Below are 23,356 nucleotides of genomic sequence, written 5' to 3' on the forward strand. Positions count from 1 at the left end.
CGTCTTCATGCCTTCAAGAACCTCCGGACATGTCCGAAGGGGCTATACTCCACTCCACCACCATGTGCGCTGTAGAACTTGGTGAACATCTCCACATAATGCAACCTGAGAGGATGCATGAAGGGGGAGAGAATTCCCAGCAGGATGTTGATGAAGTGCACCGATACCAATACCAATATACCTATTATGATTGCAGGTATTGAGAAGTCGGCACTGTTCGTCGCTCCACCGCTAAGCATGGGCATTATCACATAGAACGACAACTGGTTGGCAGCATATGCCAAGCCCACTGAAGCCAAACCAATGGCCAGAAGCCTAAGGTAGGATATCAGATTGCTGACATAAGATGGCACGTGTGCCAGGCCCATGGCTCCCTCCGGACCCATGACCATCATCACTATGGATATCACAATCACTGCCACACTGATGTATACCATAGCCATCAGTCCCATGACCAGCCCAAGCAATGCCAGGCCGAAGAACACCTGGAAGAGCATCACGGGAAGCCGCTCGAAATAGGCATGCTTCTTCTCGCCATAGTTCAGCTCTGTCTTGATTCCCAGAATGGATCCCACTGAACAATGGATAACGCCGACGAACAAACTTACGCCTATCAAAAGCAGAACAGCATTAGTTGCCAATCTATACAACGGGAAGATTCCCAGCGGGCCAAGCCTTCCCAGCGGACCGAATGTTCCTTCGCCGAAGAACAGGCCGGCATTTTGTAGCATTTCCATCTCATGATGAGAGATCATCCCTACCATGTAGTTCCACAGGCCAAGGGGCCCGAACATCTCACCATAGAGTATGCCGAATATGACCGCCCATACTCCCGATATCATGAAGAGGCTGGTGAGCTGCTGCCATCCTTCAGTCTTGAATCTCTTCTTGAGCAATGTCAAAATCAGCAGGATGATAACACCATAGCCGACATCCCCCAGGATCATTCCGTACATGATCGGGAAGAAGATGAATATCAGCAGGGTTGGATCGAATTCCTTGTACTCCGGGATGGCAAATAGCCTGGTGATCAGCTCATATGGCCTGACAATGCTTGGATTGTCCATCTTGGTTGGGACATCCTCCCCGCCTTTGACAAGCTCTTCTGCCTCCTTGTCGGCGATCAATTGGACATCCAGCTTCCCTCCAGCAGCACTCTCCAGCTCGCTCTTCAGCCGGCTGTACTGGTCGCTTGGAACCCAGCCATCGATGACAAAGGCATTCTCCGTCTCAGCGAAGCGGAGTGGAGACTCGGATTTGTTGACCTGCATGGACAGGTATTCATCCGTTGCCATCATCAGATCTTCGTATTGCTTTCTCACATCGACAAGCTTCTTTCGGAGAGGAGCAAGCTCGCCTTCCAGAGATTTTATGCTGCCATTCAGTGAAGCAATAGCCGAATCGACGTTGCCCTCCAGCTTGGGAACGGACATTTCAGAGAAGCCGTGCTCGGAAAGGACTGCAGATACCTCGCTGGCCTTTTCTACAGGCACAAATACTGCCACATAAGTCGCATTCTTGGCGGTTCCGGTGAAGACCTCATTTGCTGGAGAGACCCTTGCCACGTCTGCTTCCACAGGCGTGACTGCTGTGCCAACAAATGTCGCCAGAGAATCATAACCATGATAAGCCTCCAGGGGCAAAGGAATGACGGACAGAGGAGTCAAAGACTTGATCTGATCCTGCTTGGACTTGATCTCGGCCTCAATCTCGGTTATGCGCTCGAAGGTGGCAGTGACATCGCCCCCTACGTTGTTTAAGAGATTGTCCATCTCGGATAGAACCTGGGACTCAGGATAGGTTCTCTCAGGAGCCTTGTTCTTCATATCAAGGTACCTGGTGACTGATCTGAGCTTAATGAGGTTCTCTGAGTACTCCCTCGCTTTGCCTATGGGCTTTCCCAATTCAAACTCAGGCTGATCGCCATTGTAATTCACAATGTGCAATAAGCGCAACTCATGCAGCTTTTCTACTACTGGAGATATTACGTCCTTTGACCCGGCTACGACTACGCGACTCATACTAACGGGCCTAAGCATGTAACGACCCCATAAACTCCTTTAACAAATATTCAACTGCTTTGTCCAGCTTGGCACTGGCGCTGCCGCTCATTGAGGCGACGCTTTTATCACCACTCTGGATGATGGATTGCTTCTTTACCTTCACATCGCTCTCTGCTTTGGCAACGCTCTTGTCATAGTAGTCCTGTGCATCAGTCTCGGCGGATTTGACGAGGTTCATTGCTTCGGTAGTGGCAGCGGCTATCTTTTTCTCCTTCTCCTCCAGAGCTTGCTGGACTGCAACCCTGGCCTGAGCCTCTGCCGATTTGATTTTCGATAAGATTTCGTCTCTAGCCATCTGATCCCTCTACATATTCCCTCACTACACCACTCCTGTTTTCAAACAGCGCTACATCGCTTTTGGCTCGTGATAAACGCTCTTTTGCATCCTCATCTACCAATATAAACTCTTCGGTTTTAGTCAAGGGAAAGGAGAGGCTATCCCCTCTCTCGCTCAACGGCCCCAAAATTTAAGAGCAACTTCCAGCTCTTTGTGGTCTTTCGCATACTCTTCAAGAGCAATATGCTTCTGCCAGGCCTCAGTTGCCTGCACCATCGCCCTTGCTCCAGCAGTGGTGCCATCGGGATGGCCGTGTACTCCCCCACCTGCCTGGACGATGCAGTCTATGCCATAGCCATCCAGATTTCCGTGAACCTTGCCCGGATAGACTCCGCCCGAGGCCACAGGGAAGACCCTCTTGTAGCCCGCCCAGACATCTCGCAGGGCATCGCGGCACAGGTCGTTCTCCTCCCTCTCCAAAGACATCTTGCCCATATAGCTTCCAGTATGGAGATTTGTGCCTCCCATCATGCGCACCAGTTTGGCTATCACCAGCATGGATATGCCGTGGCTCTTGTCACGGGTGAAGGCCCCATGCATAGTTCTGTGCACATGGATGGGAACATTCAGGTTCTGGGCCAGGATCTCCAGTGAGGAGAAGCCTGAGGTGAGGACATCGATCATAACCATATTGGCCCCATGCTCGACAGCCCTCTCCGCCCGTTCCAGGATCTTCTCCGCTCCGGCGGTGACATTGACGGCATAAAATGCCTTCTTGCCCGTCTCCTTCTCCACCCGATCCAAAGCAGACATGACCGCCTCTAATCTGGGGATCAGAGGACAGAAGCTCTGATCGGTGAGGGTCTCGTCATCCTTGACCAGGTCCAGTCCACCGCGCACTGCTGCTTCTGCCACGGCTGCCGTCTCTTTCGGGTTCAGGCCCACCTTGGGCTTGATGATGGTTCCCACCAGGGGGCGGCCAAAGACGCCCAGGATCCTGCGCGCGTCCTCTATTCCAAACCGTGGACCTTTATGTGCCCGGGTTATGCTCTGAGGAAAGATGACATCCTGCAAGCGCACCTTCTGGATAGCCCCCAGGCCGAAGAGGTTTCCTGCCACCACTGAGAGATACTGGGGCACATTCCCCGGCTCGAAGAGCTCCCCGGGAAAGCCGATCTCAACCTCATTCCCCTGGGCGGATATCACCCACGCAGCCAGGGGGTTATCCTGGCCCCGCACCTCAGTCCAGGTGCCTGTGGACTGCTCAGCAGCTATGGCCTCCGCCGCCTTCTGGATGGGAAGGTCCGTCTCTACATGGTATTTTGCAACAAGCTCCATATTACCTCTCCTGCTCTCAACCTAAAGCCAGCCAGATCCCCTGCCCCTGAGCAGGACGATTCATTCCCAGTGGCATTGAGGCCTCATCGGCCAGTTCCAGTCATAGATGATCTCTGGCAGATATAAAACTCATCCCTTCTCACCCCTCCTCATCCCTTCTCATTTCTTCTGATTCATACTAAAACATCAGCTAGAAGGCCAAAACCATAATCCTTCGCTATGGGGGCAACACTTTTATTTTCAAAGAATAACCTGCAGACTGCTAAAAAGATATCGGGGAGAATCCATGGCTAACAGAATAAATGATCGCACTCGATTCATTGTTGATCTGAGGCGGCACATGTGGAAGAGCGGCATCGAGGTAGAGCTGCGGCGGCTCATCTGGCAGATTGCTGTGATGGGCAAGTATATCTCGGCAAAGATCCATGAGTCCAACCGCAAGCTGGCCGGCTTCAAGAATGTCTACGGCGAGGACCAACTGGCTCTGGACCGCATCTCCGATGAGATATTAAAAAATATGATGCGCAACTCCGGATTCGTTCGCGAGTATGCCTCTGAGGAGCTGGATGATATCATCACCATCGGCCATGGTCAGGAAAAATATATCGTTACCGCCGATCCAGTGGATGGCTCCTCCCTGGTGGACACCAACCTGGCCATCGGGACGATCATCGGCATTCACAAAAATTCAATATTTGATTGCGGCAAAAATTCGATGGTAGCTGCCCTTTACATCACCTATGGCCCGCTCATCACTATGATCTACTCCGCCGGAAAGGGAGTACATGAGTTCGTGCTGGATCGCGAGGGGGAGTATGTCCTCTCTGAGGAGAATATCCGCCTCAATGAGAGGGGATCCATCTTCTCCCCCGGTGGCCTTCGCAGGGACTGGACGGAGAGCCACCGGAGATATATCGATAAGCTGGAGATGGATGGCTACAAGCTACGCTACAGCGGTGGATTCGTCCCCGACATCAATCAGGTGATAATCAAGCGGGGAGGGATATTCACCTATCCCGCCCTCAAGAAGGCCCCTCAGGGAAAGCTGCGACTGCTATTTGAACTCCAGCCCATGGCCTACATTGTGGAGCAGGCGGGAGGCATGGCTATAGACGGAAAAGAGGACATACTCGCTCTTAAAATATCCTCAGTCGATCAACGCTCGCCCATCTACATCGGATCGCGGAGAGAGGTGGCGATGGCGAGGGAATTCCTGTCTGAAGAATCTTACTAACGTAATAATAAATAAATATAACTATATAGTAATATAAGTTGTAATATAAGGCAATGCAATTAAAGGGGAGAGGTGTAGCAATGATTTACCAGAATGAGGATCAGCTAAAAGAAGGATGCCAATCCATACTCGACTGGAGAGAGGGTGATGTTCGCATCCTGGATGAGCGCAGCTTTCAAGAGGAATTGATCGATGATCTGATCTACACTGCCGTATTCAGCCCCGATTCAGTGATTCAAGAAGCAGCGGCATTTCTGATTCGCCGGGGAGCGGCCCGTTTGGGGATCATTCCAGCATCCATCCAATCCCTGTATGAGGCCATGGGCAAAGGCGAGGTCAGTGGATTTACTGTTCCAGCGATCAATATCCGTGGCCTTACCTACGATGTGGCACAGGCGGTATTTCGGGCGGCAAAGAAGGGGGATGCAGGTCCGGTTATCTTTGAGATCGCCCGTTCGGAGATAGGCTACACCAGGCAGAGGCCCCTGGAGTATGCCTGTGCTGTGCTGGCAGCAGCGATCAAGACCGGCTGGCGAGGCCCGGTCTTCTTGCAGGGAGATCATTTTCAGATAAACGCCAAGAAGTTCGCGGCGGAGGGGGAGAGGGAGACACAGGCGGTCAGGGATTTGATCAGAGAGGCCATCCTGGCCAGTTTTTATAATATCGACATCGATACCTCCACCCTGGTCGATCTCTCTCATCCCACTATCAAGGATCAGCAGAGAATGAACTTCACCTTAGCAGCGGAGCTGACCGCCCCTGATTCGCGACCTGGAGCCGGATGGCATTACAGTGTCCGTGGGGGGGGAGATCGGCGAGGTTGGGGGAAAGAACAGCACTGTGGAGGAGCTGCAGGCCTTCATGGATGGTTATCTTGAAGAGCTTGAGAGAAGGGGGCCAACTCTCAAAGGAATCAGCAAGATCAGCGTCCAGACCGGGACCACCCATGGGGGCGTGCCCCTGGCAGATGGCACAGTGGCAAAGGTCAAGATCGATTTTGAGGTATTGCAAAAGCTATCGGAGACCGCCCGCGCCCGGTATGGCCTGGCGGGCGCTGTTCAGCACGGGGCGTCAACATTGCCCGACGAGGCCTTTGACCGCTTTCCTGCGACGCAAACCGCAGAGATTCATCTGGCCACTGGCTTTCAGAATATCATCTATGACAGCAAGAGCTTCCCTGGCCAGTTGCGGGCAAAGGTCTACGATCACCTGCGCTCGGAGCTGAAAGGGGAGTGGAAGGAGAAGGATACCGAGGAGCAGTTCATCTACAAGACCCGCAAGAAGGGCTTCGGGCCGTTCAAGCAGGAGCTGTGGGAACTGTCGGCGGATGTTCGTGATGAGATCTGTTCCGAGCTGGAAGGGAAGTTCGCCTTCCTGTTCGATAAGCTGAAGATCAATGGAACCAGGCAGCTCCTGGATCGATTTGTGAAGCCTGTGGATGTGCCGCTTGAAAGACCGGCGGCACTGAAAGGGTGAAGCAATCTGCTGAGCAGGCAAAAAAGCAAATGATCTCGGGAATGATCTGGGGGAGGCCCAGATGCTCTCTACTCTTTTGGGTCCAGCAGAAGATATTTTTGGACCGCAAAGGCCCAGGACCAAAAGAGCCATAAATCGACAGGTCGATTAGGGATAATAATGATAGATTGAAGATTCTGATCAATTGGCAATTCTCCTGATAGCATCGCTTCCAGGAGCATCAGGTGGGATCGATATGACAAAGACCACTATAAGTTTGATAAAAGCCGATGTTGGCGGCTATCCCGGCCACTGCTCAGTTCATCCCGAATTGATCAAGGCTGCAGAGGAGAAGCTGGAGGAGGCCAGGAGGGCCGGCTGTCTGGTGGACTACAGGGTGATGTCCTGCGGGGACGACCTGGAGCTGCTCATGAGCCACAGGACAGGCTGCGATTGTGGCGATATCCACGGCCTGGCCTGGGAGACATTCGAGCGGGCCACTGAGGTGGCTGAAGCCCTCAAGCTCTATGGCTGCGGCCAGGACCTTCTGGCTGATGCCTTCTCCGGCAACATCAAAGGCTTGGGCCCCGGGGTGGCGGAGATGGAGATCACTGAGCGCACAGCCGAGCCCATAGTCGCCTTTATGATGGACAAGACTGAGCCTGGCGCCTTCAACCTCCCCATCTTCAAGATGTTCGCCGATCCCTTCAACACCGCCGGCCTGGTGATAGACCCCTCCTTCCACCAAGGCTTCTCCTTCGAGATCTGGGATGTCCTCGAGCATAAGAAGGTCCTGATGAACTGCCCGGAGGAGATGTACGATATGTTAGCCCTCATCGGTGCCAAGAGCCGCTATGTGATCAAGAGGGTCTACTGCAGGCCGGGGGGCAAGCTCCCTGAGGATGAGCCAGTGGCGGCAATCAGCACAGAGAAGCTCTACCAGACTGCGGGCAGGTATGTGGGCAAGGACGATCCCGTGGCCTTAGTGAGGGCGCAGTCCGGACTGCCCGCTTTGGGTGAGGTGCTCGAGCCCTTTGCCCTGGGGCATCTGGTGAGCGGCTGGATGCGGGGGAGTCATAATGGCCCTATAATGCCCTGCTCCTTTGATACCGCCCATCCCACCAGGCTCGATGGCCCGCCCCGGGTCATAACCGCGGGCTTCCAGCTTGCTGATGGGCGCTTCATCGGCCCAGTCGACCTGTTCAATGATGTGGCCTTCGATCGCGCTCGGCATAGATGCCTGCAGATCGCCGATTATATGAGGGCACACGGCCCCTTCGAGCCGCACCGCCTGGCAGAGGAGGAGATGGAGTACACCACCCTGCCCGATGTGATAAGATGCCTGAGGGAGCGATTTGTGGATGCTGAGTAGCTGGCGAGAGGACTTCATTACATTTTGCTGATTAGATTTAAGTATTCGAAACGCCTATGCAAGGCTATGAACCTTCCAGATAATGAAAGGAGGCAATTTCTCAGACTTTATAATTCGTTACTAATTTATGTGAACAATAAATATAAAATCGTGGAAAACCTCAGCCAAAATAAGGATATCTTCGATCGGGATCCAGAGGAGATAGAGAGGCTCAAGGAGAGGCTCTACTCAGACCCTGGCCAGATCGATTCCTATGTCCAGGAAAATCCGGCTGGCTTTTCAGATGAAGAGCTGAAGATCATATCCAGCTGGCGGCATTTCATCAAAGGGAGGTTCTATCTCATTCGCTTTATGAAAAGCTATGCTGTATTCCTGGATGAGAGCCATCCGCCTCGAGCATATGGGGTGAAAGGACTGGCTATGCAGTGGGACCTGGTCACCAATCTGCCCCGGATCCTCGAGGCCACGCTGATCCCCTTTAAGGACAAGATCATCTTCGATGGGACGTTCAGCTGCTACAATCTCTTCTTCGGCCCGGAGATGAAAAGAAATATCCTCGACCGTTTCCGCCAGGCCAAGGCAGGATATGGGATAATAACCACCCTTCCCTTCTCCCCAGAAGAGTCAGCGAGCTCAGACTCAGAGAGGCTGAGGGGATTGTTGAGCTCCCAGGAGAGCAGGGACATTCACTGGCAGGAGATCGAGGAGATGATCCGGAAAGATCCGGAGCTATTGGCTGTTTACAGCCAGGAGATGGGCAAGGTGCATGCCAGAAGACATCGAAAGCGGCTCCGCGAGATTGGGATCAAAGAGGGCTGGTTTGCCACCATCGAGGGGATCATAATCGCAGGTGGACCGGCTCAGGAGGAGGTGGAGAAGGCGGTGGCGGCTCTGCTTCCGCCGGAGAAGAGAAAGCTTGTTTATATATTTCATCTAAAATAATCATCATTGGCTCTGATCGAGCCTCTCTCTCATCCCCTCCAGGAGGGACCCTTGAAGCCCCAGGAGTATTCCCTGGGCTTCTTTGTCTTTTTCAGGGCCCAGGAGAACTCGGCATAGGCCTTGTTGAGTCATCTGGTGAGGGCATAACTGCCAGACAGATCCTTCACGCCTTCTTTTGAAGCATCTCTCTTATCGCCCCAATGGCCTCATCCTTTCTGAAAGGAATGGCTCCGGAATACAGGCTCTCCTCCTGCAGAGTCTTGAAAAGATCGGCGAGTATGGGCATCTCCAGGCTCAGATCATCCATCAAATCCCTTCTGTTCATGATCTGGTGAATATCCCCCTCAGCCACAATGCTCTTATTGAGAAGAAGAATCCTGTCCGCCAGCAGCGGCACCAGATTCACATCATGAGTGGCGGTGATGATCGCCGTTCCCTTTCTCTGCTGTTCCCGGATAAGGGAGACCATCTCCATCCTGGAACGGGGGTCCAGGTTGGATGTGGGCTCATCCAGGACCAACACCGGCGGCCTCATGGACAGGACGGTGGCAAAAGCGGCCCTCTTCCTCTGGCCGAAGCTGAGGCGATGAGGTACCTTTGCCGAGAGGTCGGAGAGGCCGACGCTTTGCAATGCCCATTTCACCCTCTCATCCACCTCCTCTTGAGTCAGGCCCATATTCGCCGGACCGAAGGCCACGTCCTCATCCAGACGGGGCATGAAGAGCTGATCATCCGGATCCTGAAAGACCATTCCCACCTGGCTCCGGACCCATCTCAAGCTCTCATCGCTTATCTCTCTGTCTCGAATCTTCACCTTCCCCTGACCCCTTAAAAGGCCATTCAAGTGAAGCAGCAGTGTGGACTTGCCCGCCCCATTGGGCCCGAGGAGGGCAAGGGACTGCCCCTCTGCCAGGGAGAAGCTGACTTTATCCAGGGCGCGCGTTCCGTCTGAGTAGGTATAGCTGAGGTCCTCAACCTCTACGGCCATTTCCCGGTTCATCATAATACCTGCCAATCGTGCCGATCAAATGAATATCCTTCAGATAAATTGAATAAATAGAGCCACGGCCAAGACCGAAAAGCCCTTGATCAGATCGCTGCTTTCAAGCATCATCTTCTGACTGGAGGGCAGTACTCCCTGATAGCCGCGAGAGAGCATGGCATTGAAGACATTCTCCGATCGCTCGTAGCTTCTGATGAGGAGCATTGCCACAGCCATCGCCATTATGCGGGCGGATCTGGCAGATGACCTCATCTCAAATCCCTTGGATGCAAGAGACCTTCTCATTGTCTGCAGATCCTCATTGAAGAGGAAGATGTAGCGATAGGCGAAAAGGAAGATCTGAGTGAGAGGGGCGGGCATGCCAAGGCTCTTTAAGCCATTGATGTTCACATTGAATGGTGCTGTTCCCGCAATGATCAGGGCCAACGTAGTGGCGGCAATTCCCCGAATCAAAAACAGCAGTCCGAGATCCAGACCCTGGCGGCTGATCGCCAGAGAGTGGTAGCTGAAGAGAGCCTCTCCCTTGACGGTGAAGGGGAGGATGATGACCAAGGGCAGAAGAAATATGAAAGGCCACTTCATAAATCTCAGGATGTGATGCAATGGAAGCCTTGATATCAAGACCAGCATAATTGCGATTATAAGCCCTGCCAGGGCCTGACCGATCTCTCCCACGATGACGATGGATATCGTCAGGATAAAGAGGGAGATGAGCTTGACCCGCGTCTCCCAGCGGTGCAAGGGCGAATCAATCCCCGAGTACCTCTCCGGATCGAAGCCGCTCATGCCCTTCCCTGCTCAACCTTCGCTTTTCGCTCACCATCGCTTCTGTCTCCCCTGGGTTTTTATTTTTTCTTTCTGGATATAAATATCATGGCCAATCCTGCAACTCCCAGCAGATAGCCAAGTCCAGACGCCGCTCTGAGGGGCCTTGAGATATGCTCTTGGGCCTCCTTCTGCTCCAGATCAAGGCTGAGCTCTGCCCGGTGTCCAGTGGAGTAGCTCACAAATGTGAGATCTTCCATCCTCCTGCCGGGCCGGAAGACGTAGGCTCCCCTATCGTTCGTTATCCCTTTTTCTATGGTCTCGCCGCCGCTTTTAACCTCTATCTCCGCTCCCTGAGCCGGGGTGCCGTCGTCGTAAAGGGCGGTCACCTGAACCTCATTTACCTGATAGCCCATCATCATCCTGTGGCCAGAGCAGGGATGAACTGCCAAGAGGAGAAGCAAAACCAGGGCCAATCGGGCCTTCATTCCATCACCCGCTCGTTCCTGAGAGAGCATTGTTGATAATTATGGATCCCGTCTCAGTATGTCCTCCTCCCACGACCTCATAGCTCCAGTTTCCCGTTCCTTTTCCCGGAAGGGCGACGGTAAACCTTCCAGTGGCATCGGTGACATTCTCGGCAAAAAGCTCTTTATCCTGATAGAGCTTCACCTCGGCATTGGCTGCCGGGGTGCCATCGTCATAGAAGACGAAGAGATCCACAGTTATCTGCTGGCCTACAAACATTCTATGAGCACTGGCCGCCCCCGCCAGGAGCAGGGCGGCAATAATCAGCGCAGATATCCACCTCATATCAATTTACCTCCATAGTCCTGCTATTGCTATCAGCCAGCATCTCTGGCTTGACCCTAAAGAGAAATCCTGCTGCTCCTCCCACAACTGCTGTCTCTATGAGTATCACTGGCAGGTGAGCACCTATCACCAGTAGCGATATCTCAGTGAATGCCTCGCCCAGAGCCAGTAGCTCCAAGGAGACCATCAGCACTGACATCAGGACGGCCAGCCCGCCAGCAAGGGCTCCGAAGACCACCTCCAGATGGGGAGACTCCAGCCCTCTTCTCCTTTCGAATAGCTGCCAGGCGAATAGAGCGGGAACGCCGATATTGAAGGCATTGACGCCCAGTACTGTGAGTCCTCCGTGCTGGAAGAAGACCGCCTGCAGGGTCAGGGCTACAAAGACACCGACAAAGGCCCTCCGTCCCAGCAGTATGCCCGCAAGGCCATTCATGATCAGGTGCACAGATGTCGGGCCCACAGGGAAGTGGACCAGGCTGGCCACGAACAGTGCGGCTGTGATCAATGAGATCTTGGGAATCTCCTCCATCATCATGCCCCTCATAGAGAGGATGAGCAGGATGATGGTGAAGAGGAACCCCGCGGCCAGCATGGCCGGGGGGAGGACGCCATCGGATATATGGACCATTTACCGCCTCATTCGTTCACCCAGAAGGAGAGGTAAGCAGTGGGAGCGACCTCTTCATATTCGAGCTTGTCACCTTTCTTGTAGTTCCCGGAGGGATCATCCGAAACCGCAGTCCAGCTTCCGCTCTCTGCGACTGTGGCCTCAAAGCTCAATACCCATAAACCCGGCTGGTCGGTCTGGAAGCTGATGCTGCCATCGCTGCTCTCTCCAGTGACCTCCGTATCCTGAACATGCTGGACCACCAGTACATCCTCAGGATGCCGATTGATTACAGCGCTGTAGCTGCCAGGGATAGGCTTGCCGTTCCAGAGCGCTGTGGCCTTGAACTCCTCTCCTGATTTGAGCTGATAGGGATTTGTCTTGGGCACTATCTCCAGGCCCGTCCCGCTCGACCACTCATAGCCCTCGCCCGACTGGTAGGGAATTAAAACTCGGCCGTACTTCTCCACCAGGCTCTTGCTGCCCGATGATCCAAAGCTGGCTGGATCAAAGAAGGTGGTCGTCATCTGCAGATCCAGTATATAGCAGCCCGGCTCTTTGAGAGGGAATGCTCCCTTTAGCCCGTCCTGATATGGATCAACTTCCACCTCGCTTGCGCTCCCGTCTGGCGATATCAGCCGGGCTAACGGCAAGGAATCCAGCTTTGTGTCGGCAGAGCCGCCATGGCCGTAGGCTATCCAGAAATCGGCTACTGCTTCAGAGTCGAGTCTCTGGGGAAACTCAGCATAGAGCTGATGAGCTGATGCTGATGATATCATCAGCCCCAGAAGGATTAGCAATGCAACCGCCCTCATATTACCACATCAATTGATATTCTTTGGTATTAAAAAACCTTTTCATGTTCTCATTAAATCATATTCCTCTAGAAAATGAAAAAGTGGAAGGGAGGCCCCCCTCACTTCTTCACATAGACAGACATATAGGTGCTGTACCGGGTTGTGTTGTATGGAACAGAGTCTCCAACCTTGAAGCGGCCAGCGCTCTCCATTGTCGCTGTCCAGGTCGACGGCTCGTTGATATCATAGCTGGCGCCTACCTGCCAGAGCCCTCCCTCATCGAATTTGACTGTAAATGACCCATCATCCCCAGTAGAACCCTTCTGGATGTTCGTCAGATTGAAATTGGGAAGGACGTTGTAGGTGGCGTTCACAGCCTGGCCATTGTATTTTGCCAGAAACTCTACACTATCTCCAACCTTTATCTCATATGGAGCCTTATTGGGATTGATATCAAAAGGCATCCCTGTATCCCAGCTCTCCTGGCTCCCATCTCCTGCATGAACTACCAACTTGCCGACGCTGTAGCCCAGCCTGGGGTTGCTGGGGCCGCTGCCATGCCAGGCAGGGTCATAAACAGATGGGGTTCGGAGCAGGGCGAAGACATAATCTCCGGGCTCAAGGTAGGCCACATCTTTGTAAGCGTAGCCCACATAGCCAAATCCGGGCAGCCAATCGCCAGTATCCATTTCGAGGTTCGACTTCTGCCCATCCGGAGCCACCAGAATGGCAGATTCAATAGCCGGTGCAGTTATGCCGGTTATATCATCGAGATGGCCATAAAGGGCATACAGCCTCTCATTATCTCCCACATTCACCTGATCCCGCGATTCCAGCCATGCATTGTGAGCGCTGGCGTTCATTGCCGCTGCCCCGATCAGGAGCAGGAATATCAAAAGGGCCTTTTTCATGTTATCACCAGTCCGTATTGTACACCATTGTTAAATACTTTTCCATTAGTAACAATTTGTGTTAAGATTATTATTATAATACTGTTGAGAGGGGCCTGGACCGCCGATCTCAAGAGGGTTGACTGATACAAAAAAGGGTAAATCAATGTGGGGTCAGCAGGGCTCCCCTGCTTTTTTCTTCTTCATCTACCGCCATTCTCAGGCTAAGCCCTGCTAGCCCTCCTTTATGCTGAACTGGATCGTCTCTTCATGGTCATCTCCGGAGATTACAAACCGCCACTCTCCAGTGCCTGCTCCCGGCAAGGTCATGCGAAAGAATCCCTTGGAATCAGTCTGGTTCTGGGAATAGAGCACTCCGTCCCGGAAGACCTGGACTGATGCCTGAGCCGCCGGCTCGCCATCATCATAGATTGCTGAGAGCCCTACAGTCAAGCTCTGCCCCACGAACATCCTGTGCCCGCAGGCGGTCATGCTTCCGGACATCAATGTCAGAAGCAAAATCAAAAGAATGAGAGATCTCAATATGATCACCTAAAAAAAGAAAAAAGAGTAGCTGTCTTCAATTACTTCCTGACCCAGACTGAGAGGATGGTGGAGTACCTGGTGGTATTGAAGGGCACTACATCCCCGGTCTTGAAGATATTGCTGCTGGAGTCGTAGGTTGCAGTCCACTCCCCATCGCCGATAACATCATAGTAACAGTTGAGAACCCACATGCCGGTCTGGTTGAAGTTGATGACGAAGGAGTCCTTATCAGCAGTGAATCCCTTCTGCACTTTGGTCGCTGTCATCTGAGGATAAGCGGAGTAAGTTGCATTGACCTGCTGGTCATTATACTTGACGGTGAAGGTCACATTCTCCTTGTTCTTGATCTGATAGAGGGGCTTTTCAGATGATATCTCCACCGGCAGGCCAGAGCTGAAGCTGGCGGAGCTGTCGTTGCCGGCATTGATGACCGCCTCAGCGGCGCTGTAGGTCAGGCGGAGGGTTCTATTGCTGTAGGTGGGGGCGCGGGGCGCGACATAGACATAGTTGCCAGGAAGGTAAGCGACAATGGTGCTGACTGCATAGTCTCCTGTCCAGCCATATCCGGGAAGCCATTCTCCTTCCACCTTGTTTGCATTCAATGCGATCTTCTCTCCTCCAGGGGTCATGAGATATGGGGAGTCCATGATGGGAAGGGCAAAGCCCGCCGGGTCGTTGGCATGTCCGTAGAAGACATAGGCATCCTGGCTCTCGCCGACATCAACCAGATCCTTCAGCTCTACCCAGACGCCATGGGCGCTGGCATTCATCGTCGCTGCTCCGATGAGGAGCAGGAAGAGTACTAATGCATTTCGCGTATTAATCACCAAAAGAATAGTAATATTTTGTAGCATTTAAAGCTTTCTGCTTAATAAGCCGCGTCATCTATCGTCAAGACAATCAGAGACCATCTTGCGTATAGAAGATCAGGTCGATGTAGCCCTAAATTGGAATCAGGAAAAACTCTCTCCGGACGGAGGATGAGACTGAATGCCGCCTGGATGGAGCATCGAATCGCTGATAAGTATTATTGTTGCTGATTGAAGTATAGTAAGCATAGTGCACTCTCATTGCTTGCTTAACTGGAAAGCCTTCCAACTTGACCGGCATGAGATCTTCATCTATCCTCAGTTTCATGGGAGAGGATCTGGGAAGAAGGTGGAGAGACCGGGGAATAATCAAAGGCTGCTGCAATACAGAGCAGTCAAAATGTGCAGAGGGGCGCCGCCTGGGCGCCCGGGAAGATCAGGATCTCGACTGCAAAGGAGATCGGCTCGGGAGAGAGGAGAGAGTATAAGAGAAGGAGGAGAGTATGAGGGAAGGAGGAGAGTATGAGGGAAGAAGAAGAGTATGAGGGAAGGAGGAGAGTATGAGGGAAGGGAGAGAGGATAATTCCATCCATGGTGATGCCGACATACCAATAGAGATGGACTTTTTGTGCATCAGGCAGTTCAACTTACTGGAACTCGGCGATATTCTCTCATCGAGAAGCAATCAAATCTCTCCGTCATTGAGCTTGCTGATCAGCATTTGACCTGGCTTTGTGGTCAAAGGTTCTCTAGCAGACCATGTATCTGATCTCTCTGGGCGATTCCGTATTGCTACTATAAGCAAAAAGTTTATTAACTAATAATATCCTTACCCATGAAATAGCGACAGAACGCCATTGACCTCCTTTACCGCGTCTACCTGTCGTCGGGCTCCGGCCGCTGCCAGGTCGGACTCCTCTTCTGATTAGATCCCATCGCATCATGGTTCATCAAAGGATGGCCTGCCAGTATGGGAGGCAAAACCAAGCGAATGGGCTCTTATAATTCTCGATCATCAACGGGGATGCATCATAATAATGTATTTTCATTATTACATATTATTAATAAATGATAAAAAAGTGTTATATACTCGGAAAAGCTTATCTGAATTGGAGTGATAGCTTGCATGAATGCTAAAATAGCAGTACCAATTCTAATTCTTCTTGCCCTGTCCCTGCAGTCTGTTGGAACGGATTACATCTATCTGGGCAGCGGAGTTAGAGACCAGGTCATCAATCTCGATGCAGGAGCAAGACAGCCTGGGCAGAACTATCAATTCACCAGGTCAGGCTTCGTCACGCCCAGCCTGCCTCAGCCAATGGCCTTGAGCCCTAATATAATGATAACTCAAGCCAAGAATTTAATGAATGAGGCTGCTGCAGCCAAAGATGAGTCTGTTTCTGCTCGAGATGAGACGAGAGCCCTTTACAACGAGACAAAATCCATATTGGCAAAAACGGAGGAGAAGGAGCAAAGAGTCCAGTCCATGCTGGAAAGAGCAGAATCCAAGGCAGAAGCTTCTGCCGCAAGCGCCGCCCGAGCAGAGGGCCTCTTCAATAAGACTGACGAGGCTTACAGAAAGGCTCTGGCTCTATCCGTGGAGGTGGAAGGGGATGCAAGCCGGGTGGAGTCCATGGTTGAGAGAGCAAGAGGATATGCCAATGCATCTGCAGAAAACGCCGCCCGGGCAGGGGCCCTCTTCAATAAGACCGATGAGGCTTACAGAAAGGCTTTGGCTCTATCCGTGGAGGTGGAAGGGGATGCAAGCCGGGTGAAGTCCATGGTTGAGAGAGCAAGAGGATATTCCAATGCATCTGCAGAAAACGCCGCCCGGGCAGGGGCCCTCTTCAATAAGACTGACGAGGCTTACAGAAAGGCTCTGGCTCTATCCGTGGAGGTGGAAGGGGATGCAAGCCGGGTGAAGTCCATGGTTGAGAGAGCAAGAGGATATTCCAATGCCTCTGCAGAAAACGCCGCCCGGGCAGGTAGCCTCCTCAATAAGACCGATGAGGCTTACAGAAAGGCTCTAGCCCTATCCACGGTGATAAGAGAGAACGCAAGCCAGGTGAAGTCCATGGTGGAGGATGCACGGGATTGTGCCAATGCATCTGCAGAAAGCGCCAGCCAGTCAAGGGAAATCCAAAATAGCACTCTTCAATTGCATAACGGGAGCTTGGCCATTCTCAACCAATCCTCAGCCGTCTACAACAATATGACTCTCCTGGCAAAGGAGATACAAGCCAGTGCTGCCGCGAGGATGAGCAAGAATGCCCCTTGAGCACGATGCTATGTCATTTTATTTATGCCACTGCCCTTTGATGTGAATAAGGCTGCAAAGCGCCCTTCGGCCTCATGATAGCAGAGCCATCCAGCGCCATCCCCTTTTTTCCCGCTCCCTACCTCCTCGCCATCCGGCTGATCCTATCCCAGCCCGTCCCGCCTGTGCGGAGGGGGTGGTCGAGCACCACATCGATGAATCCGAAGATGACGGGAGCATAGACGGCATAGAAGTCGCGGGCAAAGGAGATGGCCTCCCCTCTATCCTGGAAGTGGCGGGTCTCCATCGACTCGCCTGTGCCTGCGATCTCAGTGCTCCGGATCATGCTATCCGCCACAAAGCCGGAGAATCCGCATGAGGCCTTGGGAGGCTGGACGGCATCGATATTCACCGGCACCCCGCCATAGCTCTCATAGGCATAGAGGATCAGCTCCTCTCTCGTCCCCAGGCCCTCTGCCCTTCCCTCCTCCAGTATCTCCTCATCCAGGTACTCCGGCTGGGGGAGCAGAGTGGCATCGATGACGAACGAGAATCCCTCTTCATTCCCCTCGTTCAGGTCCACAGCCTCCAATACCAGACCAAGCTTAACCGGCTTTCCATGGCCGAAGCTGCACTGCCAGCGATCGCTCTCCACATAGATCTGGCTCTCTGATAGCTGCAAGATGTTAAGCATCGGATGAAATATAATTACTCAAACATTTATAGACTTTTCTATTAGCGCAAGATTAATGAAATATATCCACCACGTCAAATGCCGTAGAAGATTACAGTAGAGACAGGAAGATCAAATAAACCATGGAGAGGAGGATGGAAAGAATGGAGATTTGTAATACCAGGCGGGTCGAACACCATCACAGTCTATGCAGATTGTGCTGGCTCATTCTCATCCTGACAGCGCTTTCCGGTCTGTGCATCCCGACCTGCGCAGGCGATGATGCCGATCACTGGATCAAAGAGGGCTATAAACTCAAGTGGAAGGGACTATTTGATCAGGCAATTGAGAGCTTTGAGAGGGCTCTGGAGATCTACAACCAGGAGATCGCCGTCAATCCGGGAGACTTCAATGCCACAGGCAATAAGAGCCTCCTCCTTGCCAAACTGAACAGGACCGATGAGGCCATTCAGACCCTGAACAGAGCGGTGGAGGCTGATCCAGAGAATCCCGCCGCCTGGAAGATGAAGGGATTCGCCCTCATCTCCATTGCAAAGATCAGGGAAAGGGAGGTTGAGGAGACAGAATTTGAAGATGCCGGTCAGGATAGCATATACAACCAATCCCAACAGGCATTCGATAGAGCCCTGGGCCTCGACCCGGATGACGCCTAGGCCTGGCGGGGGCTGGCCCTTACCAATCTCGCCTCGGGCGAGGAGGATGATGCCAGGACCGCGCTCGATAGGTCAATCCAGATCGATCCCGGATCTGCTCAGGCCTGGCTGGATAAGGGGCATCCTCATGCTGGAGATGGGAAGAGCGAAGGAAGCGATCAACGCTCTGGACAGGGCTCTGGCCATGCAGCCAGACAATCTCGATGCCCTGACCACCAAGGCAGAGGCGCTCACCATCCTGGGCAGATACGATGTGGCCAGCCTGGCCTTCGACCAGGCGATGGATATGAATTCCAGAAGGTATGAGACAGGAGATTCTTACGTTGATTGGCGCCTATATATGGCTCTTAATTATTTTTTATACCTTGTGCGGGTATGCTAGTACATTCTTTGCGGCTCCGCAAGCTTTCGGGCCGCGAACCTCGCATCCCATTTACAGCCAACCCCAATTCAAGATAAACCAACAGCATTCAGGCTGTCCTCTGACTTGGATTTCTCCTTTTGAATCGAGATTTATCAACCTGAATTCAAATGGCTTTTCAACCTCATGGCCGTACTCCTCATAGGTCAATTTAGTGGCTATAACCGTTATCGCAGCAGCTTGATCTCTAACCGCCTCGAATTCAAAGGCCTTCAAAACTCTCTTTGAATAGGCCAGATTCAAATCACGAGGATTTGCGGAGTCTTTGGAACATATTGATGCAAGAGCTCTCTTGGCCATGAATCCGTAATTTCTATCCTGCCAGTATCCGAGAAACTCTGCCAGCAGCTTTTCAGGAGATCCTTCCTCGTAATTCTCGGGTTTTCCCGAAACTGGGATATCTCGGCCTGGTTTGATATCTCGCGGCTTCCATTTCTGTAAGAGTTGTTGATCTTCCTGATTCTTTTGAATCTGATGAACCAGATCTGCAATATTTAGCGGTTTTTCAGCAGATGGTTGCTCAAAGGTCCCCTTTTCCACCTTAATGGCCCAATCACGAAGTGAGAAAAGAGCCGCCCATGTCTTGGTTGCTACGATCTTATTGTCATAGCCTAAATCCATACCATGCATTATTCCATGCCGATAGGGAATATCTATTTGCTGTGTTGTGGTCTTATTTCGGCCTTTCATCATTAAAGGAACCAATCGTCCCAGGCCATTGCTGTGATCGCTGACGGAATTCCAGGCCTCAAGATTAACACCCTCTGCAGAGAGGCCTTTTTTCTTCCCATTGGCTTTTAAATAAAGCTCGTTTACCATGCCATCCATAAGCGCAAGCAATACAGGCACACAGGCATGATAGCGTCCTTCACGATAATCAGTTAATGCTTTTTGGGCCAACGTCATCCTGGGACGAAATTCTTCAATATCTTTCATTCTGCGCAGCTTATGCTGAACGGTTTCTGGATTGTAGTATTCTACAAGGTGAGCCTCTGCTCCTTCAACGTCTCCTGAATCCGCCTTCTCTAAAGCGGTCTTTGCAACATTCAGGTTCATCCCCTCATAGATAATCCAGCCATGAGCCACTAAATGATCGTTGAATCGATCGGGAAGTGTTGTGATTTCTTCGATTGATTCCTTTATCCTTTCTGCATCCTTAAATGCATTGTCAAATTGGTCTACATCAATGCCAATCAGCTTTATTAGCCCACGGAGCACAGGCATAGCGTTTTTTAGAGCTACCAAGTCTTTTGCATCAGATTGAGCCTTTTTGAAGGATGGAATGTCCTGGATTCTCTGTTCTTTTGCCATTTCAAAGCCCGCCTTTCTCAAGTGAAGAGATTACCCGCTCTGATCTAACCAGAACGTCCATGACTACGGCATTCAGAGACTTCATGTTGCTCATGCGGCTATCATAATCAGCACTTACTCGATCTGCTCTCATTCTTCTAAGTTCAGAGCCGATCTTGGCTCTCTTGTTGTTCTTTTTGCTGCCATGCGTCTTGCCGCTAAAATAATTGGCGACATACTGGTGAATTGGCTCATCATCTGGAAGCGGCTTATGATCTACATGAGAGATGAAGTTGCATGCTGTGCAAAACGCAGCATAATAAGCCCTGCTGATCGATGTTCGCAGCTTTGCCTCATCATCAGAGCTTTTCCCCAGCTCTTCAGCTAAAGCCAGGTAAGAGCTCCAGTTGAACTCTCTCTGCCGGGATGCTATCTGTATTCCACCTTAATACAGATATCCACAGGCGAATTGCTCGAAGCCCCAAGCCACCAGCTATCATCAAAGGCGTCCAGCTTTTTGATGGCATCGATTGGCGGAAGTCTGGTGGATATGGAGATCAAAAGCTCCTTTTCCATCGGTGAGTCTGGATCTCGTAGGACCTCCAGGAAGATCTCGTCCTGAGGGAAATGCTCTCGAATTCTCTCATGCGCTTCCGAGACCAGAGCGATAGCTGAAGGCTCCTTTTTTAAGAAGTCGTATACATCATTTGGCCTTCTAAGAGTGTAAGCCTCAGCTGCTGCCCTCAGATTCTCATTCAGACTATTTATTCCGGTGAAGTTAGGTTCGAGCTTTTGCATGAAGCATCTCCAGCTAATTCATCCTGGTCGATGATATTTATCTCTTTGGTTGGAGGATATGGAACTGCCTATCACTTCCGTTTAAAGAGAGAAGAGATGTGAATTTGGCAAATAAAGATCGATCCCGAATCAGCTCAGGCCTGGCTGGACAGGGCGTCCTCTTGCTGGAGATGGGAAGGACAGAGGAGGCGATCGGCGCTCTGGACAGAGTGCTTTCGATACAACCTCGATGCCCTGGCCAGCAATTATTTAATTATACCCCTCTCCGAAAATCTATTTTCTTGGGCTTCATCTGATTCAATTACTAATTTAGAATTTCCAAGTTGTGGACCTGTTGGTGCTATGGGTTTGTCAGGGCTTATTCAAGGATGGCCGGTGTTTCGTTTTAAAGTTATTTAGCCAAGGAAAATGAGTTCTCCTAATTTGTGGAGACCTATTAGCATAGTCAGGGGTGATTTGGCTCATTGAGCTCCTGGGGTTGATTTCAAAAACTCGGGTTACCGCAAAGGGTTTCGTCACTTCACCCGTTTATCGTTGGAAAAGGAGAGATTCCAACCCCCCCCCCCGGGGGGGTTGTGTTTAAAAAAAAAGGGGGGGGACTGGTTCCGGGGGTTTCGGTGCCGTGTTTGTTTGTTGTGTCTATTGATAAAAGGGCCATACCATATTGGTGATCTTGGGAGAGGGGTAATCTGACCTAATCCCATCTATCTGCTCATAAGAGTGATCTGGATAGATGACAATCGGCTATCGGACGCAAAATTTTATGGCTATTTACAGTAATGTTTGGGACGGATCGGTTGCGTGCCATAATTGCTGTAAAATCTTAGAGGTCTCATATCCTGATTATACTCACTCCTCCAAAGATAAGTACCTATTACCTGTTATCCAATCCTCGTTTATATCCATCATGATACAAACCATAACTCTCAGGAGCGATTGATCATTTGAATATGCTCCTGATACGCGACTTCTTCGTTTCAGTTCCTTGTTGATCCTTTCCAGGCCGTTGGTAGTCCGGATCTGCCTCCAGTGCTGTCTAGGAAAAGATTTGTAGTTCTAAAGATCAAATCGGAAGCTATCAATTGTGTCTGCTGACTTTTTAGCGCCTCTACTATCAAGAATAACTGCTAGCTCCTGCATCTTGCACTCATCCTCAAGAGAATCCTTCAGCATATATGCAACCTCTTTTTTATCTTTCTTGGGTATGTTCTTGAGCACTGCGCGCATGAAATGAGCATTACACATCTGCCAGGAAGCTCCTAAAAATTCTTTTTGCACAGCCGCTTGTATCCCTTTATGACCATCGGATGTCACTAATTTGACACCTGTAAGCCCCCTCGCCTTTAAGCTTTCAAAGCAATTCCCCCAACAAGATGCATCTTCGCTATCTGCGACTTCAGCGCTAAGAATCTCGCGATAACCGTCTTCATGGATGCCAGTAACGATAAGCAGTGCCTTGTTTACATACCGTCCCTCATCTCGGACCTTGAAATAGCTTGCATCCAGGAACAAGTAAGTAATTGGTCCTTCGATTGGCTTGTTTAAAAATTCTTGTACCTGTTTATCTAACTTTTTAGAAATTCTTGATACTTCAGAGGCGGAGATATTTTCTAATCCGAATTTGGAGAATACTCTTTCGACCTTTCTTGTCGCTACTCCATTAAGATAAGATTCAGCAACAGCGATCCTAACAGATTCTTCTACTCTAGAATATGTCTCGAATACGGTAGTCTTGAATGGGAACTCTCTGATTTGAGGTTTATCAAGTTCGATTTCACCGTGCTTGAATGATCGCGATCTTGTTCCATTCCTGTGCGCCTTCCTTTTGCCAGTGCGTTCATAGGGGCGGGCTTAAATCAGATTCTCCGCTTCCTGCTGCATTACCTCATTTAAGAGCGTAGTGGTTAGCTTTTTCATGCATTCTTTTCGATCTTTCACTTACAGGGAAAGAGTCCCGATCACAATCGGGACATCGACAAGATAATCTTCTGCTAAATCAGTTATATCCATGGCTCTGTGTCCCTCCTGAGTTTTGCGACTTGGGGATACAGGGCCAATTATAATATCTCTTAGAAATGACTTGCTGTCATCTCGTAAACAGCAAGTCGGTTTCTGCTGCGGAATATTCCTGTAAATTTTACAGCAAAATCGTCACGCTACCCAAGTACACAATTTTCATGTGTCTGGTGGTTTTTAAAAGGGAGGTTGGGGGGCGCCCCCAAAACGGCCCCCCCCCCCCGAGGGGGGGGCGGAGCCCAAAGAGGAAGGAAAGGGGAGGGGGAAGGGGGGAACCTTAATCCAAAAAAAACGGAGAAGAGAGGAGAGCCCC

The 23,356-nt window shown here is 51.3% G+C and carries 25 protein-coding genes and 2 pseudogenes; 11 read left to right on the plus strand and 16 right to left on the minus strand.

Annotation, left to right across the window (positions count from 1 at the left end):
- Positions 1-5: 5 nt before the first annotated feature.
- The 3 genes from IPI63_RS03505 to IPI63_RS03515 form a co-directional block, all read right to left on the minus strand.
- Positions 6-2,021 carry a V-type ATP synthase subunit I gene (locus tag IPI63_RS03505; RefSeq protein WP_292476664.1) on the minus strand — a complete coding sequence of 672 codons (2,016 nt, stop codon included), beginning with the start codon at positions 2,019-2,021 and terminating at the stop codon, positions 6-8.
- A gap of 10 nt (positions 2,022-2,031) precedes the next feature.
- On the minus strand, positions 2,032-2,358 hold the full coding sequence (gene ahaH, locus IPI63_RS03510) for an ATP synthase archaeal subunit H (protein WP_214065377.1): 327 nt from the start codon (positions 2,356-2,358) through the stop codon (positions 2,032-2,034).
- A 156-nt stretch (positions 2,359-2,514) separates the two neighbouring features.
- Positions 2,515-3,678, minus strand: a complete 1,164-nt coding sequence (locus tag IPI63_RS03515) for a RuBisCO large subunit C-terminal-like domain-containing protein (RefSeq protein ID WP_292476666.1) — start codon at positions 3,676-3,678, stop codon at positions 2,515-2,517.
- A gap of 286 nt (positions 3,679-3,964) precedes the next feature.
- On the opposite strand from IPI63_RS03515, the gene IPI63_RS03520 reads away from it, so the two are divergent.
- The 5 genes from IPI63_RS03520 to IPI63_RS03540 all read left to right on the plus strand — a co-directional run bounded on the left by IPI63_RS03520 (position 3,965) and on the right by IPI63_RS03540 (position 8,681).
- The gene (locus IPI63_RS03520; protein WP_292476667.1) at positions 3,965-4,912 is read left to right on the plus strand and encodes a class 1 fructose-bisphosphatase; all 948 of its coding nucleotides are present in this window, start codon (positions 3,965-3,967) and stop codon (positions 4,910-4,912) included.
- An 80-nt stretch (positions 4,913-4,992) separates the two neighbouring features.
- A complete protein-coding gene (locus IPI63_RS03525) occupies positions 4,993-5,790 on the plus strand; it encodes a hypothetical protein (protein ID WP_292476668.1) in 798 nt (265 codons plus the stop codon).
- Positions 5,753-6,388 carry a hypothetical protein gene (locus IPI63_RS03530; protein WP_292478193.1) on the plus strand — a complete coding sequence of 212 codons (636 nt, stop codon included), beginning with the start codon at positions 5,753-5,755 and terminating at the stop codon, positions 6,386-6,388. The genes IPI63_RS03525 and IPI63_RS03530 overlap by 38 nt, the downstream gene beginning before the upstream one ends.
- Before the next feature lie 235 nt (positions 6,389-6,623).
- Complete coding sequence (gene fbp / locus IPI63_RS03535) at positions 6,624-7,739, plus strand: fructose-1,6-bisphosphate aldolase/phosphatase (protein WP_292476670.1); 1,116 nt, start codon at positions 6,624-6,626, stop codon at positions 7,737-7,739.
- Positions 7,740-7,889: 150 nt separating this feature from the next.
- Positions 7,890-8,681 (plus strand): hypothetical protein, encoded by a 792-nt coding sequence (locus IPI63_RS03540; protein ID WP_214065366.1) that lies wholly within the window; start codon positions 7,890-7,892, stop codon positions 8,679-8,681.
- Between the two features lie 163 nt (positions 8,682-8,844).
- Here IPI63_RS03540 and IPI63_RS03545 read toward each other — a convergent pair whose 3' ends face one another.
- The 9 genes from IPI63_RS03545 to IPI63_RS03585 all read right to left on the minus strand — a co-directional run bounded on the left by IPI63_RS03545 (position 8,845) and on the right by IPI63_RS03585 (position 14,932).
- Entirely contained in the window at positions 8,845-9,684 is an 840-nt protein-coding gene (locus IPI63_RS03545) for an energy-coupling factor ABC transporter ATP-binding protein (RefSeq protein WP_214065365.1), read from the minus strand.
- A gap of 36 nt (positions 9,685-9,720) precedes the next feature.
- Positions 9,721-10,470 (minus strand): cobalt ECF transporter T component CbiQ, encoded by a 750-nt coding sequence (gene cbiQ / locus IPI63_RS03550; RefSeq protein ID WP_214065364.1) that lies wholly within the window; start codon positions 10,468-10,470, stop codon positions 9,721-9,723.
- A 59-nt stretch (positions 10,471-10,529) separates the two neighbouring features.
- On the minus strand, positions 10,530-10,937 hold the full coding sequence (locus IPI63_RS03555) for a hypothetical protein (protein WP_214065363.1): 408 nt from the start codon (positions 10,935-10,937) through the stop codon (positions 10,530-10,532).
- 4 nt (positions 10,938-10,941) lie between these two features.
- Positions 10,942-11,262 carry a hypothetical protein gene (locus IPI63_RS03560; RefSeq protein ID WP_214065362.1) on the minus strand — a complete coding sequence of 107 codons (321 nt, stop codon included), beginning with the start codon at positions 11,260-11,262 and terminating at the stop codon, positions 10,942-10,944.
- Between the two features lies 1 nt (position 11,263).
- Positions 11,264-11,893 (minus strand): cobalt transporter CbiM, encoded by a 630-nt coding sequence (gene cbiM, locus IPI63_RS03565; protein ID WP_214065360.1) that lies wholly within the window; start codon positions 11,891-11,893, stop codon positions 11,264-11,266.
- Between the two features lie 8 nt (positions 11,894-11,901).
- Positions 11,902-12,672 carry a DUF4198 domain-containing protein gene (locus IPI63_RS03570; RefSeq protein ID WP_214065359.1) on the minus strand — a complete coding sequence of 257 codons (771 nt, stop codon included), beginning with the start codon at positions 12,670-12,672 and terminating at the stop codon, positions 11,902-11,904.
- A gap of 116 nt (positions 12,673-12,788) precedes the next feature.
- Positions 12,789-13,580, minus strand: a complete 792-nt coding sequence (locus IPI63_RS03575; RefSeq protein ID WP_292476674.1) for a DUF4198 domain-containing protein — start codon at positions 13,578-13,580, stop codon at positions 12,789-12,791.
- Positions 13,581-13,793: 213 nt separating this feature from the next.
- A complete protein-coding gene (locus IPI63_RS03580; protein ID WP_292476677.1) occupies positions 13,794-14,078 on the minus strand; it encodes a hypothetical protein in 285 nt (94 codons plus the stop codon).
- 65 nt (positions 14,079-14,143) lie between these two features.
- On the minus strand, positions 14,144-14,932 hold the full coding sequence (locus tag IPI63_RS03585) for a DUF4198 domain-containing protein (RefSeq protein ID WP_214065358.1): 789 nt from the start codon (positions 14,930-14,932) through the stop codon (positions 14,144-14,146).
- Positions 14,933-15,213: 281 nt separating this feature from the next.
- On the opposite strand from IPI63_RS03585, the gene IPI63_RS03590 reads away from it, so the two are divergent.
- The 3 genes from IPI63_RS03590 (at position 15,214) to IPI63_RS03600 (ending at position 17,192) form a co-directional block, all read left to right on the plus strand.
- Entirely contained in the window at positions 15,214-15,402 is a 189-nt protein-coding gene (locus IPI63_RS03590) for a hypothetical protein (protein ID WP_292476679.1), read from the plus strand.
- A 72-nt stretch (positions 15,403-15,474) separates the two neighbouring features.
- A complete protein-coding gene (locus IPI63_RS03595; RefSeq protein WP_292476680.1) occupies positions 15,475-15,639 on the plus strand; it encodes a hypothetical protein in 165 nt (54 codons plus the stop codon).
- 401 nt (positions 15,640-16,040) lie between these two features.
- Positions 16,041-17,192, plus strand: coding sequence for a hypothetical protein (locus IPI63_RS03600; protein WP_292476682.1), 1,152 nt, complete (start codon positions 16,041-16,043; stop codon positions 17,190-17,192).
- A 118-nt stretch (positions 17,193-17,310) separates the two neighbouring features.
- Here IPI63_RS03600 and IPI63_RS03605 read toward each other — a convergent pair whose 3' ends face one another.
- A complete protein-coding gene (locus IPI63_RS03605; RefSeq protein ID WP_214065355.1) occupies positions 17,311-17,865 on the minus strand; it encodes a hypothetical protein in 555 nt (184 codons plus the stop codon).
- Positions 17,866-18,008: 143 nt separating this feature from the next.
- Here IPI63_RS03605 and IPI63_RS03610 point away from each other — a divergent pair, with 143 nt between their 5' ends.
- The 3 genes and pseudogenes from IPI63_RS03610 (at position 18,009) to IPI63_RS03615 (ending at position 18,900) form a co-directional block, all read left to right on the plus strand.
- Positions 18,009-18,518, plus strand: a complete 510-nt coding sequence (locus tag IPI63_RS03610) for a tetratricopeptide repeat protein (RefSeq protein WP_214065354.1) — start codon at positions 18,009-18,011, stop codon at positions 18,516-18,518.
- A gap of 12 nt (positions 18,519-18,530) precedes the next feature.
- Positions 18,531-18,581: pseudogene (locus tag IPI63_RS12860) on the plus strand (hypothetical protein); the annotation flags it as partial.
- Between the two features lie 73 nt (positions 18,582-18,654).
- A complete protein-coding gene (locus IPI63_RS03615; protein ID WP_366850857.1) occupies positions 18,655-18,900 on the plus strand; it encodes a tetratricopeptide repeat protein in 246 nt (81 codons plus the stop codon).
- Positions 18,901-18,951: 51 nt separating this feature from the next.
- Here IPI63_RS03615 and IPI63_RS03620 read toward each other — a convergent pair whose 3' ends face one another.
- From IPI63_RS03620 to IPI63_RS03630, 3 genes and pseudogenes are all read right to left on the minus strand, one after another.
- On the minus strand, positions 18,952-20,250 hold the full coding sequence (locus tag IPI63_RS03620; protein WP_292476685.1) for a hypothetical protein: 1,299 nt from the start codon (positions 20,248-20,250) through the stop codon (positions 18,952-18,954).
- Between the two features lie 408 nt (positions 20,251-20,658).
- Positions 20,659-21,027 carry a hypothetical protein gene (locus IPI63_RS03625; protein ID WP_214065351.1) on the minus strand — a complete coding sequence of 123 codons (369 nt, stop codon included), beginning with the start codon at positions 21,025-21,027 and terminating at the stop codon, positions 20,659-20,661.
- Between the two features lie 849 nt (positions 21,028-21,876).
- Positions 21,877-22,944 (minus strand): annotated as a pseudogene (locus IPI63_RS03630) (IS256 family transposase).
- Positions 22,945-23,356: the final 412 nt, after the last annotated feature.

The sequence above is a fragment of the Methanothrix sp. genome, assembly GCF_016706325.1.
GTDB lineage: Archaea > Halobacteriota > Methanosarcinia > Methanotrichales > Methanotrichaceae > Methanothrix.

Coding starts and splice junctions, on each gene's coding strand:
- IPI63_RS03625 (WP_214065351.1), bottom strand. CDS start 21,027: ATGCAAAAGCTCGAACCTAACTTCACCGGAATAAATAGTCTGAATGAG.
- IPI63_RS03590 (WP_292476679.1), top strand. CDS start 15,214: ATGAGATCTTCATCTATCCTCAGTTTCATGGGAGAGGATCTGGGAAGA.
- IPI63_RS03520 (WP_292476667.1), top strand. CDS start 3,965: ATGGCTAACAGAATAAATGATCGCACTCGATTCATTGTTGATCTGAGG.
- IPI63_RS03620 (WP_292476685.1), bottom strand. CDS start 20,250: ATGGCAAAAGAACAGAGAATCCAGGACATTCCATCCTTCAAAAAGGCT.
- IPI63_RS03605 (WP_214065355.1), bottom strand. CDS start 17,865: ATGCTTAACATCTTGCAGCTATCAGAGAGCCAGATCTATGTGGAGAGC.
- IPI63_RS03505 (WP_292476664.1), bottom strand. CDS start 2,021: ATGAGTCGCGTAGTCGTAGCCGGGTCAAAGGACGTAATATCTCCAGTA.
- IPI63_RS03575 (WP_292476674.1), bottom strand. CDS start 13,580: ATGAAAAAGGCCCTTTTGATATTCCTGCTCCTGATCGGGGCAGCGGCA.
- IPI63_RS03515 (WP_292476666.1), bottom strand. CDS start 3,678: ATGGAGCTTGTTGCAAAATACCATGTAGAGACGGACCTTCCCATCCAG.
- IPI63_RS03525 (WP_292476668.1), top strand. CDS start 4,993: ATGATTTACCAGAATGAGGATCAGCTAAAAGAAGGATGCCAATCCATA.
- IPI63_RS03560 (WP_214065362.1), bottom strand. CDS start 11,262: ATGAGGTGGATATCTGCGCTGATTATTGCCGCCCTGCTCCTGGCGGGG.
- fbp (WP_292476670.1), top strand. CDS start 6,624: ATGACAAAGACCACTATAAGTTTGATAAAAGCCGATGTTGGCGGCTAT.
- IPI63_RS03545 (WP_214065365.1), bottom strand. CDS start 9,684: ATGATGAACCGGGAAATGGCCGTAGAGGTTGAGGACCTCAGCTATACC.
- ahaH (WP_214065377.1), bottom strand. CDS start 2,358: ATGGCTAGAGACGAAATCTTATCGAAAATCAAATCGGCAGAGGCTCAG.
- IPI63_RS03555 (WP_214065363.1), bottom strand. CDS start 10,937: ATGAAGGCCCGATTGGCCCTGGTTTTGCTTCTCCTCTTGGCAGTTCAT.
- cbiQ (WP_214065364.1), bottom strand. CDS start 10,470: ATGAGCGGCTTCGATCCGGAGAGGTACTCGGGGATTGATTCGCCCTTG.
- cbiM (WP_214065360.1), bottom strand. CDS start 11,893: ATGGTCCATATATCCGATGGCGTCCTCCCCCCGGCCATGCTGGCCGCG.
- IPI63_RS03615 (WP_366850857.1), top strand. CDS start 18,655: ATGGGAAGAGCGAAGGAAGCGATCAACGCTCTGGACAGGGCTCTGGCC.
- IPI63_RS03610 (WP_214065354.1), top strand. CDS start 18,009: ATGGAGATTTGTAATACCAGGCGGGTCGAACACCATCACAGTCTATGC.
- IPI63_RS03600 (WP_292476682.1), top strand. CDS start 16,041: ATGAATGCTAAAATAGCAGTACCAATTCTAATTCTTCTTGCCCTGTCC.
- IPI63_RS03595 (WP_292476680.1), top strand. CDS start 15,475: ATGAGGGAAGGGAGAGAGGATAATTCCATCCATGGTGATGCCGACATA.